Source organism: Plantactinospora sp. GCM10030261 (assembly GCF_042666615.1).
Lineage (GTDB): Bacteria > Actinomycetota > Actinomycetes > Mycobacteriales > Micromonosporaceae > KBS50.
Genome location: NZ_JBHTDD010000016.1, coordinates 87,758 through 101,373 on the forward strand (window position 1 = coordinate 87,758; position 13,616 = coordinate 101,373).

At 71.2% G+C, this 13,616-nt stretch carries 13 protein-coding genes; 11 read left to right on the forward strand and 2 right to left on the reverse strand.

Translation table 11 applies throughout. The annotated features are described in order from the left end of the window. The first annotated feature begins 230 nt into the window (after positions 1 to 230). The 3 genes from ACFQUZ_RS19735 (at position 231) to ACFQUZ_RS19745 (ending at position 4,182) form a co-directional block, all read left to right on the forward strand. Positions 231 to 722 carry a Rieske (2Fe-2S) protein gene (locus ACFQUZ_RS19735; protein WP_377444194.1) on the forward strand — a complete coding sequence of 164 codons (492 nt, stop codon included), beginning with the start codon at positions 231 to 233 and terminating at the stop codon, positions 720 to 722. A 93-nt stretch (positions 723 to 815) separates the two neighbouring features. After that, the gene (gene uvrC, locus ACFQUZ_RS19740; RefSeq protein WP_377444195.1) at positions 816 to 2,810 is read left to right on the forward strand and encodes an excinuclease ABC subunit UvrC; all 1,995 of its coding nucleotides are present in this window, start codon (positions 816 to 818) and stop codon (positions 2,808 to 2,810) included. Between the two features lie 226 nt (positions 2,811 to 3,036). Next, the gene (locus ACFQUZ_RS19745; protein WP_377444196.1) at positions 3,037 to 4,182 is read left to right on the forward strand and encodes an NYN domain-containing protein; all 1,146 of its coding nucleotides are present in this window, start codon (positions 3,037 to 3,039) and stop codon (positions 4,180 to 4,182) included. 45 nt (positions 4,183 to 4,227) lie between these two features. On the opposite strand, the gene ACFQUZ_RS19750 is transcribed toward ACFQUZ_RS19745, so the two are convergent. Beyond that, positions 4,228 to 4,569, reverse strand: coding sequence for a hypothetical protein (locus ACFQUZ_RS19750; protein WP_377444198.1), 342 nt, complete (start codon positions 4,567 to 4,569; stop codon positions 4,228 to 4,230). Between the two features lie 233 nt (positions 4,570 to 4,802). Between ACFQUZ_RS19750 and rapZ the strand changes: the two genes are divergently transcribed. From rapZ to ACFQUZ_RS19790, 8 genes are all read left to right on the forward strand, one after another. After that, the gene (rapZ, locus tag ACFQUZ_RS19755) at positions 4,803 to 5,705 is read left to right on the forward strand and encodes an RNase adapter RapZ (protein WP_377444358.1); all 903 of its coding nucleotides are present in this window, start codon (positions 4,803 to 4,805) and stop codon (positions 5,703 to 5,705) included. Continuing rightward, the gene (locus tag ACFQUZ_RS19760; protein WP_377444200.1) at positions 5,702 to 6,703 is read left to right on the forward strand and encodes a 2-phospho-L-lactate transferase CofD family protein; all 1,002 of its coding nucleotides are present in this window, start codon (positions 5,702 to 5,704) and stop codon (positions 6,701 to 6,703) included. The genes rapZ and ACFQUZ_RS19760 overlap by 4 nt, the downstream gene beginning before the upstream one ends. A gap of 97 nt (positions 6,704 to 6,800) precedes the next feature. Further along, a complete protein-coding gene (gene whiA, locus ACFQUZ_RS19765; RefSeq protein WP_377444202.1) occupies positions 6,801 to 7,781 on the forward strand; it encodes a DNA-binding protein WhiA in 981 nt (326 codons plus the stop codon). Positions 7,782 to 8,042: 261 nt separating this feature from the next. Then, positions 8,043 to 9,047, forward strand: a complete 1,005-nt coding sequence (gene gap, locus ACFQUZ_RS19770; protein ID WP_377444360.1) for a type I glyceraldehyde-3-phosphate dehydrogenase — start codon at positions 8,043 to 8,045, stop codon at positions 9,045 to 9,047. After that, positions 9,044 to 10,243 carry a phosphoglycerate kinase gene (locus ACFQUZ_RS19775; protein WP_377444204.1) on the forward strand — a complete coding sequence of 400 codons (1,200 nt, stop codon included), beginning with the start codon at positions 9,044 to 9,046 and terminating at the stop codon, positions 10,241 to 10,243. The genes gap and ACFQUZ_RS19775 overlap by 4 nt, the downstream gene beginning before the upstream one ends. After that, entirely contained in the window at positions 10,243 to 11,037 is a 795-nt protein-coding gene (gene tpiA, locus ACFQUZ_RS19780) for a triose-phosphate isomerase (protein WP_377444206.1), read from the forward strand. Before ACFQUZ_RS19775 ends, tpiA begins: the two co-directional genes overlap by 1 nt. A gap of 95 nt (positions 11,038 to 11,132) precedes the next feature. Beyond that, positions 11,133 to 11,393, forward strand: coding sequence for a preprotein translocase subunit SecG (gene secG, locus ACFQUZ_RS19785; RefSeq protein ID WP_377444208.1), 261 nt, complete (start codon positions 11,133 to 11,135; stop codon positions 11,391 to 11,393). A gap of 356 nt (positions 11,394 to 11,749) precedes the next feature. Beyond that, positions 11,750 to 12,817 carry a prenyltransferase gene (locus ACFQUZ_RS19790; RefSeq protein ID WP_377444210.1) on the forward strand — a complete coding sequence of 356 codons (1,068 nt, stop codon included), beginning with the start codon at positions 11,750 to 11,752 and terminating at the stop codon, positions 12,815 to 12,817. A 33-nt stretch (positions 12,818 to 12,850) separates the two neighbouring features. On the opposite strand, the gene pgl is transcribed toward ACFQUZ_RS19790, so the two are convergent. Beyond that, entirely contained in the window at positions 12,851 to 13,582 is a 732-nt protein-coding gene (gene pgl, locus ACFQUZ_RS19795; RefSeq protein WP_377444212.1) for a 6-phosphogluconolactonase, read from the reverse strand. Between the last annotated feature and the right edge of the window lie 34 nt (positions 13,583 to 13,616).

Below are 13,616 nucleotides of genomic sequence, written 5' to 3' on the forward strand. Positions count from 1 at the left end.
GGGTGGCAAGGCGAGCGGGGCCGCGGGCAAGGCGAGCGGGGCCGCGGGCAAGGCGAGCGGTGGGGGTGGCAAGGCGAGCGGCCGGGGAGCGAAGGCCGCCGCACGGACGGTCACCTGACGGACCGTGACCCGCAGGTCGGGCGGCGGTTGAACCGTGGTGGGGACATCTGCGTGTGAACGGACGTGGCCGTACGCTGACCAGCGGCGGCGGCAGCCGAGAGAGGGTTTGCATGAGCGACGACGACCAGACGACGAAGCCAACGTTCTCCCGTACCCGGCGTGCGCTGCTGGCCGGTGCCGGGGCGGCCGGGGCATCGGTCCTGCTGGCCGCCTGCGGCACGGACTCCGACGACAGCGCGCCGACCCAGCCGAGTGCCGGCACGACGGACGGCGGCGAACCGGGGGACGGCGAGACGGGCGGGGCGGACGGCGGCGGCGCCGCGCTGGCCAAGACGTCGGAGATCCCCGTCGGCGGCGGGAAGATCTTCGCGGATCAGAGCGTGGTGGTGACCCAGCCGGCGGCCGGGCAGTTCAAGGCGTTCAGCGCCATCTGCACCCACCAGAACTGCCCGGTGGCCCGGATCGAGAACGGCTCCATCAACTGCACCTGCCACGGCAGCCGGTTCTCCATCGCGGACGGGTCGGCGCAGTCCGGGCCGGCGACGAAGCCGCTGCCGCCCCGCGACGTCACCGTCTCCGGCGACAGCATCACCCTGGCCTGACCGCGAGCAGGGGGCATCTTGTCCGCCACACCCGACAAGCGGCCCGTCATCCGCTGAGGTGATCTTGACAGAGGTACGGATTACGCTTGGCCCGTGGCAGATCCCGCGACCTACCGTCCCGCCCCGGGCACCATCCCGGAGTCGCCCGGCGTCTACCGCTTCTGGGACGCCACCGGTCGGGTGATCTACGTCGGCAAGGCGAAGAACCTCCGCAGCCGCGTCAACTCCTACTTCGCCGACCCGTGGGGCCTGCACCAGCGCACCCGGCAGATGGTCACCACCGCCGTCCGGGTGGACTGGATGATGGTCGGCACCGAGGTCGAGGCACTCCAGCAGGAGTTCACCTGGATCAAGCAGTTCGACCCGAAGTTCAACGTGCGTTACCGGGACGACAAGTCCTACCCCTACCTCGCGGTCACCCTCGACGAGGAGTTCCCCCGGCTCCAGGTGATGCGGGGCAGCAAACGCAAGGGGGTGCGCTACTTCGGGCCGTACTCACACGCCTGGGCGATCCGCGAGACGCTCGACCTGCTGCTCCGGGTATTCCCGGCGCGCACCTGCTCGGCCGGGGTGTTCAAGCGGGCCGCCCAGGTGGGCCGGCCGTGCCTGCTCGGGGACATCGGCAAGTGTTCGGCGCCCTGCGTGGGGCGGGTGAGCCCCGAGGAACACCGCGGGATCGTCGACGGGTTCTGCGACTTCATGGGCGGCCGCACCGACGCCATGGCGCGCAAGCTGGAACGGGAGATGGGCGAGGCCAGCGAGGCACTGGAGTTCGAGCGGGCGGCGCGGCTGCGCGACGACCTGGCGGCGCTGCGCCGGGCCACCGAGAAGCAGGCGGTGGTGCTCGGGGACGGCACGGACGCCGACGTGGTGGCCTTCGCCGAGGACCCGCTGGAGGCCGCCGTCCAGGTATTCCACGTCCGCGACGGCCGGGTCCGTGGCCAGCGGGGCTGGGTGGTGGAGAAGGTCGAGGAGTTGACCACCGGCGACCTCGTCCACCACTTCTGCACCCAGGTGTACGGCGAGCAGCACGGCGAGGCCGACGTGCCGCGGGAGCTGCTGGTGCCGGCGTTGCCGGCGGACGCCGACGCGCTCGCCGACTGGCTGTCCCAGAAGCGCGGCAGCCGGGTGTCGCTGCGGGTGCCGCAACGCGGTGACAAGCGGGCCCTGCTGGAGACGGTGGGCCGCAATGCCGGGGAGTCCCTGACCCGGCACAAGCTGCGCCGCTCCGGTGATCTGACCACCCGCAACCAGGCCCTCGACGAGCTGGCGGAGGCGCTCGGCATGAGCACCGCGCCGCTGCGTATCGAGTGCTACGACGTGTCGCAGATCCAGGGCACCGACGTGGTGGCCAGCATGGTGGTCTTCGAGGACGGGCTGGCACGTAAGAGCGAATACCGGCGGTTCGCGGTCCGTGGCGCGACCGATGACCTGTCCGCCCTGTCCGAGGTGCTGCGCCGCCGGTTCGCGCGCTACCTGGAAAGCCGCGCCGAACTGGGCGAGCTGGCGGTGGAAACCGCAAGCGACCCGGACCGGCCGGCTGACGAGCTGTCCGCGGCCCCGGGCGGCGACGCCGCCGCCGAAGAGACCCGGATCGGCGCCCTGGTCGACCCGACGACCGGCCGGCCGCGCAAGTTCGCGTACCCGCCGCAGCTGGTGGTGGTGGACGGCGGCCAGCCGCAGGTGGCCGCCGCCGCGGCGACGCTGGCCAAACTGGGCATCGACGACATCGCGCTGTGCGGCCTGGCCAAGCGCATGGAGGAGGTGTGGCTGCCCGACGACGACTACCCGGTGATCCTGCCGCGCGGCTCGGAGGCGCTCTATCTCATGCAGCGGGTACGCGACGAGGCGCACCGGTTCGCCATCACCTACCACCGGCAGCGTCGGTCGAAGCGGATGACGGTCTCCGGACTGGACGAGGTGGCGGGCCTCGGTGAGGTGCGCCGCAAGGCCCTGCTGCGCAGGTTCGGCTCGGTGAAGCGGCTGTCGGCGGCCACCGTCGAGGAGATCAGCGAGGTGCCGGGGATCGGCCGGCGGACCGCCGAGGCGATCATCGCGGCGTTGCGTAACGACGGCGCGGAGTCCTGACAGCCCATCGATTCATGATCGACTGGGTGTGCGGCAGGTCGGGTGTTCCGACCGACGCTCACCCCGCGACACGCCCCACGCAGAGTTGATCATCGATGCTGCCTCGGTCGGGGGAGAAGGTCGGCTCTCGCGCGGGATACCGGCGCCTACCGGCGCGACGAGGCTCGAACGCGACAACCCATCACCGTTCGAGGGGGATCACGTGTTCGGGACCGCAATACGGAGGGTGGCGTACGGCTGGCCGGCCTGGTCGGGCTACGCGGCGGCGGGCTGGTCGGCGGCGTACGCGGTGTTGGGGGTGTTCTGGTGGGCCGGCGGCGCCGGTTTCCCGTTCGCGCCGACCGTTCCGGATCGCTCCTCCGGCTCCATACTGGAGGGCAGCCGGGTGGAGATCGTGGCGCCGGTGATCGCCGTCCTGGGACTGGTCGGGGCGGTGGTCGCGATCGCGATGGCGCGCGGGGTCGGCGCCGCGCGCAGCGCCGGCGCCGGCCCAGGGGCGACCACCGGCCGGCTTGCCGTCGGCCTGGTCGGCTTCGGCTGGGTGGCGGCGGTCGCCCTCACGCTGGTCATCCCGGACTACACGCTCATCGCGCTTATCGCGTTCGCGCCGGCGCTGCTGATCTTCGCCTTCACCGGGGTGCCGGGACCGCAGGACGGCATCGGCGACATCCTCTACTGGCACCGCGTCAACCTGATCGTCATCTTCGTCGGCGGCGTGTTGTGGGCCGCCGCGACCCTGGCGTACCAACGGCGGGTCCGTGGCGGGTGCGCGCGCTGCGGTAGGCGGCCCGACCGGGAGGCCGCGCTGTCCCGGTCCACCCTGCTCCGGATCGGCCGGTGGGCCGTCCTGGCGGCCTGTCTCGCCCCGCTGCCGTACGAGGTCACGCGGCTCGCCTGGTACGCCGGGTGGCCGCTCGGCATCACCCCGGAGTTCCTGCGGATGATGCAGGACACCCCGGGCATGCTGGAGGTCGGGCTGGGCCTGGCCGTGGCCTCGATCATCGGCGGCGTCCTCACCCATGGACTGGTGAGCCGCTGGGGCGAGACCTATCCCCGGTGGATCTGGTTCCGGGCCGGGCGGCGGGTGCCGCCGGCTCTCGCGGTCGTTCCCGCGTCGCTGGTGGCCGTGGCCGCCATCCCGGCCGGTCTGATGTTCGTGTGGACGGACGTCAGCCGGGTCGGCTGGGCGTTGAACGTGCCGAGTCTGCTGTGGATCGGCTGGGGCGTCGCGCTCGGGGTGGCGACGATCGCGTACCACCTGCGCCGCCGCGGCACCTGCGGGCACTGCGGACGCGGCACTCCAGCCGGACCGCCCGTGTTGATCAAGAGGTCCGCGTCAGGTTCCCGGGGAAATCTGACGCGAACCTCTTGATCAACGGGAGCGGGACGCCCGGCGGGGCTGGGGGTGGGGTTCGGGTCAGAGGCCCAGGGGGCGGGTGGCGGCGCCGCGGGGCGGGGCCTTCATGCCGATCACGATGTCGTTGATCTCGATGTAGCGGGCCTTGCCGCCCAGCCGGAAGGCGGTGGCGGCGGCGTTGATCTCCTCAAGGCTGTCCGCCTCGACGATGGTGACCTGGTCGAAGGTCCCGTTGGTGCCGGTGCACACGACGTGGGTGAGCTGGTTGGCGAAACGGGCCATGTCGCGGGCGTGTTCGCGGGAGATCTCCCGAATCCGCTCCTCACCCAGCGCGAAGTACTCGGGGCTCACCTTCATGAGGAGGAAGCCCATGTACTTGTTCTTGTCCCCGAGATCGTGCATCACAGCCTCCGATCGGCTCGCCGAAGTGGCGGCGAGCACAGCGAGCATATGGATGATGACAGATCGTCACAATGTGTCGATCTGTCCGATAGTTGACGGTCGGTCTCGGTCGCGGTCCGACCCGCCTTCGACGGCGCGATAGAGTCGCGGGCGGACCGGGCCCCGCGGAAACCGGGCCTACGGGGGAATGGTCGGTACGGCTGGGGGGTCGGGAAGACGTGACTGAGGCGCGGATGGCGCACACCGACAACGGGGCGGCCCGGGCACCGGAGCGCTCGGATACCAAACTGGTGGTCGTGACGGGTGTCTCCGGTGGCGGTCGCAGCACGGTCGCCCGGGCTTTGGAGAACGTCGGCTACTACGTGGTGGACAACCTGCCGCAGGCGTTGATGCTGGACATGGCGGAGCTGGCGTTCGCCGCCGGCGGTGCCGCCCGGCGCACCGCGATGGTCCTCGACGTGCGGAGCCGGGCCTTCTCGACCGACCTCGCCGAGGCCATCAGGGCGTTGAAGGAGCGGGGATTCCAACCCCGGGTCGTCTTCGTGGACGCCGACGACGAGGTGCTGATCCGCCGGTTCGAGAGCGTCCGCCGGTCCCACCCGTTGCAGGGTGACGGTCGGCTGGCCGACGGCATCGCGGTGGAGCGCGGCCTGCTCGAGGAGGCTCGCGAGCAGGCCGACGTGATCATCGACACCAGCCACCTGAACGTCAACCAGTTGCGTCGCCGGGTGGAGGAGCTGTTCGGCGGCGAGGACGCCCGCCGGCTGCGGGTCACCGTACTGTCCTTTGGCTTCAAGTACGGACTGCCACCGGACGCCGATTTCGTGCTCGACGCCCGATTCCTGCCGAATCCGTTCTGGGTTCCCGAACTGCGGGAGCACAACGGTCGCGAGGAGGCGGTCAGCCGGTACGTCCTGGACCAGAGTGGCGCGTTGGCCTTCGTCGAGACGTACGCCGGGTTGATCGCGGCGACCGCGTCGGGCTTCGAACGGGAGGGCAAGCGGTACCTGACCGTGGCCGTGGGCTGCACCGGCGGCAAACATCGCAGTGTCGCGATCGCGGAGGAACTGGCCGACCGGCTGCGGCAGGCCCGGCTCGCGGCGCACGCCCACCATCGTGATCTGGGGCGCGAATGATCAGAGTGGTCGCCTTCGGCGGCGGGCACGGCCTCGCGGCCTCGTTGCGCGCGCTCCGGCGGTGCGCGCCCGAGCTGGACCTGGACATCACCGCGGTGGTGACGGTCGGTGACGACGGCGGATCCAGCGGCCGGCTGCGCGCCGAGCGAGGAGCGCTGCCGCCGGGCGACCTGCGGCAGGCGCTGGTCGCGCTGGCCGGGGACCATCCGGCCACCCGCCGCAGCGCGGAGTTGTTCCAGCACCGGTTCGTTTCCGGCCGGGCGGGCAGTGTTCCGGCGGGCGCGGGCAGCGTGCCCGCCGGTGCCGGCGATCCGCTGGCCGGACACGCGGTCGGCAACCTGGTCCTGTGCGGGTTGATGGAGCTGCTGGGTGACCCCGTGGCGGCATTGGAGCACGCCGGTGCCATGCTCGGCAGCGTGGGCCGGGTGCTGCCGATGTCCTGCGAGCCGGTGGGGATCGAGGCCGCCGTACGCGGGTTGGACCCGGCCCGACCCGACGAGGTGACCCTCGTGCGCGGCCAGCACGCGGTGGCCGTAACCCGCGGCCGGGTGGAGTCGTTGAACCTGGCGCCGGTCGCCCCGCCGGCCTGCCAGCAGGCCGTCGAGGCGGTCGCCCAGGCTGACTGGCTGATTTTCGGGCCGGGCAGTTGGTACACGAGCGTCATTCCGCACCTGTTGGTGCCCGAGCTGGCCGCCGCGATCGTCGACAGCCCGGCCAGACGGCTGGTCACGCTCAACCTGGCGGCGGAGAAGGAGACCCTCGGATTGTCGGTCGCCGATCACCTCGCGGCCCTGCGGTGGTACCTGCCGGGTATCTCGATCGACCTGGTTCTCGCCGACGGCAAGGCGGTCGGCGATCCCGAACCGGTCGGCCGTGCGGCAGAATCACTTGGCGCTCGGCTCGTGCTCGCCCCGGTGGCCGTCGACGACGGCACTCCGCGGCACGATCCGTCCGCTCTGGGGACCGCGCTGGTGCCTCTCCTGGGCGCCGATCGTTAAGTGAGTACGAATCGTTAGGCGAATACGAACTTCCCGGCACCACACACGTACGAACTCCCGGCCCGGGGCCGGACCCGGCACATGAGGTGGCGACACGATGGCGATGACGGCGGCGGTCAAGGACGAGCTGAGCCGGGTGGACGTGCCCAAGCCCTGCTGCCGGCGGGCCGAGATGGCCGCCCTGCTCCGCTTCGCCGGTGGGCTGCACATCGTCTCCGGACGGGTGGTGGTCGAGGCGGAGCTGGACACCGGCGCGGTGGCCCGCCGGCTGCGCCGGGAGATCGCCGACGTGTACGGATACTCCAGCGAGATCCACGTGCTGGCCTCGGGTGGCCTGCGTAAGGGCAGCCACTACATCGTACGGGTGGTCAAGGACGGCGAGGCGCTGGCCCGCCAGACCGGTCTGCTGGACGTCCGGGGGCGGCCCGTGCGGGGCCTGCCGCCGCACGTGGTGGCGGCCAACGTCTGCTGCGCGGTGGCGGCGTGGCGCGGCGCGTTCATGGCGCACGGCTCGCTCACCGAGCCGGGCCGGTCCAGCGCGTTGGAGATCACCTGCCCAGGGCCGGAGTCCGCGCTCGCCCTGGTCGGCGCCGCCCGCCGGATCGGCATCGCCGCCAAGGCCCGCGAGGTGCGCGGGGTGGACCGGGTGGTGGTCAAGGACGGCGACGCGATCGCCGCGCTGCTCACCCGGGTCGGCGCGCACGCCAGCGTGCTGGCCTGGGAGGAGCGCCGGGTACGCCGCGAGGTGCGGGCGACCGCCAACCGGCTGGCCAACTTCGACGACGCCAACCTGCGGCGGTCCGCCCGGGCGGCGGTCGCGGCGGCGGCACGGGTCACCCGGGCGCTGGAGATCCTGGCCGACGACGCGCCCAACCACCTCACCTCGGCGGGCCAACTGCGGCTGGAACACCGGCAGGCATCCCTCGAGGAACTGGGCGCGTTGGCCGACCCACCGCTTACCAAGGACGCGATCGCGGGCCGGATCCGCCGGTTGTTGGCGCTGGCGGACAAGCGGGCCCGGGACCTCGGCATCCCGGACACCGAGGCGGCCGTCACCCCCGACATGCTCGCCGTCTGATCCGGTAATCGCCGTCCGGGGTACGGATTGCGCCCCTGCGCAGCGCGACCCGCCGTGCTCCGATAGGGTCCAAGCGTACGGCGACGAGGCCGAACGCGAGGCTTCTCGTCGTACGCACCGCCTCGGGCGGTCAGGTCGCTTGCGACCGCGGCGAGGTGGCCGAGATGACTAGCAGCCGCAGGCCCTCCGGGCCGGCGGGCACGTCGTGCCGTCGCCGGTTGGGCCCGCGCTGGCGGACCAGAATGCGAGGAGATGGGACCTGTGACCATCCGGGTTGGCATCAACGGCTTCGGCCGGATCGGACGCAACTTCTTCCGGGCCGCGCTGGCCTCCGGGGCCGACATCCAGATCGTCGGCGCGAACGACCTGACCGACAACGCCACGCTGGCGCACCTGCTCAAGTACGACAGCATCCTCGGCCGGCTCTCCGAGGAGGTCAAGGCGAGCGCTGACGAGATCACCGTGGGCGGTCAGCACGTCAAGGTGTTCTCCGAAAAGGACCCGGGCAAGCTGCCCTGGGGTGACCTCGGTGCCGACATCGTCATCGAGTCGACCGGCTTCTTCACCGACGGCAACAAGGCCAAGGCGCACGTGGACGCCGGAGCCAAGAAGGTCATCATCTCGGCACCGGCGAAGAACGACGACGTCACCCTGGTGATGGGGGTCAACCAGGACAGCTACGACCCGGCCAAGCACACCATCATCTCCAACGCCTCCTGCACCACGAACTGCCTGGCGCCGCTGGCGAAGGTGCTGCACGACCAGTTCGGCATCGAGCGCGGCCTGATGACCACCATCCACGCGTACACCCAGGACCAGAACCTCCAGGACGGCCCGCACTCCGACATGCGCCGGGCCCGCGCCGCCGCGCTCAACGTGGTCCCCACCTCCACCGGCGCCGCCAAGGCGATCGGCCTGGTGTTGCCCGAGCTCAACGGCAAGCTCGACGGGTACGCGTTGCGGGTACCGGTGCCGACCGGCTCGGCGACCGACCTCACCGTCGAGTTGACCCGTGCCGCGTCGATCGAGGACGTCAACGCGGCCTACCGGGCGGCGGCGGACGGCCCGCTGAACGGCATCCTCACCTACAACGACGAGCCGATCGTCTCCTCGGACATCGTCACCGACCCGGCCTCCTGCATCTACGACGCGCCGCTCACGAAGGTGATCGGCAACCAGGTCAAGGTGGTCGGCTGGTACGACAACGAGTGGGGTTACTCGAACCGGCTGGTCGACCTGGTCAAGCTGGTGGGTCAGTCCCGGTGAGCATCCGGACCCTCGATGATCTCCTGGCCGAGGGTGTTTCGGGTCGGCGCGTCCTGGTGCGCGCCGACCTGAACGTCCCGCTGGAGTCCGGCTCCGGTGCGATAAGCGATGACGGGCGGATCCGGGCGGTGCTGCCCACGCTTACCGCACTGCGCGACGCCGGCGCTACGGTCATCATCTGCTCGCACCTGGGCCGTCCCAAGGGCACCCCGGACCCCCAGTACAGCCTGGCACCGGTGGCCGGGCGGCTCGGCGAGCTGCTCGGCGCCCCGGTGGCGTTCGCCTCGGACACGGTCGGCGAGTCGGCCCGGGCGGAGGCGGACAAGCTCGCCGCGGGCCAGTTCCTGCTGCTGGAGAACCTGCGTTTCAACAAGGGGGAGACCAGCAAGGACGACGCCGAGCGGGGGGCCTTCGCCGACCAGCTCGCGGGCTTCGCCGAGGCGTACGTGGACGACGCGTTCGGCGCCGTGCACCGTAAGCACGCCAGCGTGTACGACGTACCGCAGCGGCTGCCGCACGTGGCCGGGCGTCTGGTGCTGCGGGAGGTGGAGGTTCTCTCCCAGCTCACCGGCGAGCCCAAGCGCCCGTACGTGGTGGTGCTCGGCGGTTCCAAGGTCTCCGACAAGCTCGGCGTGATCGAGGCGCTGCTGCCCACGGTGGACCGGCTGCTCATCGGCGGCGGCATGTGCTTCACCTTCCTCAAGGCGCAGGGGCACCCGATCGGCACCTCCCTGTTGGAGGAGGAGATGGTGGACACCTGCCGGGAGCTGCTGGACCGCGGGCAGGGCAAGATCGTGCTGCCGGTGGACATCGTGGCGGCCGCGGCGTTCGCCCCGGACGCCGCGCACGAGGTGGTACCCGCCCACTCGATCCCGCGTGACCGGGTGGGCCTGGACATCGGCCCGGACACGGTCGCGGCCTTCGCGGACGAGTTGGCGCCGGCCCGGACGGTGTTCTGGAACGGACCGATGGGTGTGTTCGAGATGCCGGCCTTCGCAGGCGGCACCCGCGGGGTGGCCGAGGCGATCGCCGACGTCAAGGGCATCACCGTGGTCGGCGGTGGGGACTCGGCGGCGGCCGTGCGTACGCTCGGCCTGGACGAGTCCGCATACGACCACATCTCGACCGGCGGGGGTGCCTCGCTGGAATACCTGGAGGGCAAGCCCCTCCCCGGCATCGCCGCACTGGAGAACTGATGGCAGCGGGTCCCGTTCGTCGGCCACTGATGGCCGGCAACTGGAAGATGAACCTCAACCACTTCGAGGCGAACCTGCTGGTGCAGAAGCTGGCGGCGAGCCTCAACCCGCAGCAGCTCGCCGACGTCGAGTGCGTCGTGCTGCCGCCGTACACCGATCTGCGTACCGTGCAGACGGCGATCGAGGGCGACAAGCTGGCGATCGGGTACGGCGCCCAGGACCTGTCGCCGTACCAGGCGGGCGCCTACACCGGCGACATCTCCGGCCCGATGCTGGCCAAGCTCGGCTGCGCGTACGTGATGGTCGGGCACTCCGAGCGGCGCCAGTACCACCACGAGGACGACGCGCTGGTCAATGCCAAGGTGGCCGCCGCGCTGGCCAACGACCTGACGCCGATCCTGTGCGTGGGGGAGGGCCTGGAGATCCGCGAGGAGTTGCGGCACGTGCCGCACTGCTGCGATCAACTCGACGCGGCGCTCAAGGGGCTCACCGCGGAGCAGGTGAGCAGGGTCGTCGTCGCGTACGAGCCGGTATGGGCGATCGGCACCGGCAAGACGGCCACGCCGGAGAACGCCCAGGAGGTGTGTGGCGCGGTCCGGGAACGCCTCGCGGAGACGTTCGGCAAGGAAACGGCCGAGCAGGTCCGGGTGCTCTACGGCGGGTCGGTCAAGGCGGCAAACATCGCCGGGATCATGGCCCAGCCGGATGTGGACGGCGCGCTGGTCGGCGGGGCGAGCATCGACGCCGAGGAGTTCGCCAACATCTGTCGGTTCCCGGAGCACATCGCGCGCTGACGGCTCGCTATCCTTGACGGGCCCCGCCCACCGGTCGTGCCGCTACCTGGTCGACACCCGGGTGAGGCTCATCACGAGAGGACTGACCGAAGACCATGCCGATCTGGTTCGCCTACACGCTGGTCGTACTGCTGATCATCACCAGCGTGCTGTTGATGCTGCTCATCTTGCTGCACCGGGGCAAGGGTGGCGGCCTGTCGAGCATGTTCGGCGGCGGAGTCAGCTCCAGCCTGGCAGGTTCGTCGGTGGCTGAGAAGAACCTGGACCGCTACACGATCCTGGTAGGCGTCGTGTGGTTCGCCTGCATTGTCGGGTTGGGGCTCTGGCTCAAGCTGGCGATGGCCGGCACCGCCTGACCCGCCCGTCGGGCGAGTCCCGGCACGCGTCCCACGACCGCGCGGCGACCCTGACCGGGTCCCGCGCGGTCGTCGTGCCTCGCGCCAAGAGCGACCGCGGATCGACGCGAGATCGACCGCGGATCGACGCGAGATCGACCGCGGGATCGACTCGAGATCGACTCGAGATGCGGGATGTCGTGGAGTTGCGGGCCCGCAACCCCACGACATCCCGCAATCCGAGTCGATCATTGATGGCCTCCGGTGACGTCGACTACCCGACCGCCTCCGCCGGTGTCCGATGGTCGTCTCTGCCAATCAACCTGGCGGCCCCGTCGGCAACCATGGGCGGGTTGTCGATGTGGCATGGGGGACGAATGACGACGCTGGAGAAAGCCACCCTTCCGCGGACCTCGGTGACCGGTTTCATCCAACTCGCCCGGTTACGGTTCCTGCTCTACAACCTGCTACCGGTCGCGCTCGGCGCGGCGGTCGCCGTGCACCAGGGGCACGCCCTGCACCTCGGCTGGTACGTCCTCGCGCAGGTGTTCGCCTGGACGGTGCACGTCATGACCCACTACTGCAACGAGTACTTCGACCTCGACGCCGATCGGGCGAACATGTACTTCACCCCGTGGACCGGCGGCAGCAGGGCACTCGTGGACGGCCGGGTCGCCCCGGTCGTCGCCCTCGGAACCGCATTCCTGCTCTGGTCCGTCGCCCACCTGCTGGTGGTCGCCATGCCGTCCTGGCCGGCCCGGTTGCTGGCCACCGTCACCGTGGCGCTGGCCTGGTTCTACACCGCTCCACCGGCACGGCTCAACTACCGAGGTTTGGGAGAGTTGACCGTGGCCGCCATTCTCAACGGCCTGTGGCCGGCGGTGGCGGTCGTCCTGCAACTGGGGACGGTTCCGGGACTGCTCGTGGCCATCCTGTTGCCGACGGCCGTGCTGCAGGCGGCCCGGATGATGGTGATGAACCTGGGCGACCGTCGGTCCGACGCCACGGTCGGCAAGCGGACGTTGCCCGTCCTCGTCGGCTACCGGCGTGCCGTAACCGTGATCGTGCTCGCCCAGCCGGTTGCCTACCTCATGCTCACCGGCTTCGCGCTTGCCGGCTGGGTGCCCTGGCTGGTCTGGATTCCGATGATGGCCACCGCGGTGTTGTCGGGGTGGCTGGTCGCCCAACTCCGCGGCGGGGCGATGCGCGACCTGAAGCCCGAACGGATGACGCCTGTGGTGTTCTGGGCCTCCAATCACGTGTCGCTGGTGGTGGCGGCCGCGGTCCTCGGGGTGCTCCTGGACACGGTCGCGCATCCGGCCGGCGGCCGGGGCACCGGCGTGCTCGGCGCGGTGCTCACCGGCTATGTGGTGCTGTTCGGCTATCGCCTGATGCTCGCCCGCCGGCGTGCCACCCGAGACGAACGACAGGGCGCCGAGAACTGATGCTCGCCCGCCGGACGCCGATGGGTCTGTGCGTCACGCCGCGGCGGGCCGGTCCAGCAGCCACAGGGTGCGCCGCACCCCCCGAACGTCGGCCGCCGGCACCGTGCCCGCTCCGGCCAGCGCTTTTCTGACCGCCTCAGCCTTGTCCGCACCGGCCGCCACCAGCCACACCTGCTCCGCCGTGTTGATCGTCGGGAGGGTGAGGGTGATGCGCACGGGAGGCGGTTTCGGGCTGTCGCGGACGAAGCTGACCGGCTGGGTCTCGTGCGCCACCGGATGGTCCGGGAACACCGAGGCGACGTGGCCGTCCTCCCCGACGCCGAGCATGAGCACGTCGAAGTGCGGCAGTGCGGCCGTTCCGGACCGGGCGGCGGCAAGTTCCGTGGCGTACGTCGCGGCGGCCTGCTCCGGATCCGGTCCGGCCGGCCCGTCCGCGGCCGGCATGGCACGGACTCGGGCCGGGTCGAGCGGCAACTGATCCAGCAGCGCCGCGCGGGCCTGGGTCTCGTTGCGGTCCGGGTGGCCCCGGGGAAGGAACCGCTCGTCTCCCCACCAGACGTCGACCCGCCGCCAGTCGACCGCATCCCGGGCCGGCAGCGCGCCGATCGCCCGGTAGACGGCGGACGCGATCCGTCCACCGGTCAGGACGACGCTGGCCTCGCCCCGGGCGGCCTGGGCGTCGATCAGGGCGACGACCAGCCGGGCGGCGACCGCCTGGGCGAGCACCTCCTGATCGGCGTGCACGACGACACTCGCCTCGCTCAACTCCCCAGACCCCCGGTCCCGGCCTGCGCGGCCG

Bases quoted from the DNA above. Each gene is read 5' to 3' on its own strand.
- whiA (WP_377444202.1), top strand. From the start codon at position 6,801: ATGGCGATGACGGCGGCGGTCAAGGACGAGCTGAGCCGGGTGGACGTG.
- ACFQUZ_RS19735 (WP_377444194.1), top strand. From the start codon at position 231: ATGAGCGACGACGACCAGACGACGAAGCCAACGTTCTCCCGTACCCGG.
- ACFQUZ_RS19760 (WP_377444200.1), top strand. From the start codon at position 5,702: ATGATCAGAGTGGTCGCCTTCGGCGGCGGGCACGGCCTCGCGGCCTCG.
- ACFQUZ_RS19790 (WP_377444210.1), top strand. From the start codon at position 11,750: ATGACGACGCTGGAGAAAGCCACCCTTCCGCGGACCTCGGTGACCGGT.
- ACFQUZ_RS19750 (WP_377444198.1), bottom strand. From the start codon at position 4,569: ATGCACGATCTCGGGGACAAGAACAAGTACATGGGCTTCCTCCTCATG.
- tpiA (WP_377444206.1), top strand. From the start codon at position 10,243: ATGGCAGCGGGTCCCGTTCGTCGGCCACTGATGGCCGGCAACTGGAAG.
- rapZ (WP_377444358.1), top strand. From the start codon at position 4,803: ATGGCGCACACCGACAACGGGGCGGCCCGGGCACCGGAGCGCTCGGAT.
- secG (WP_377444208.1), top strand. From the start codon at position 11,133: ATGCCGATCTGGTTCGCCTACACGCTGGTCGTACTGCTGATCATCACC.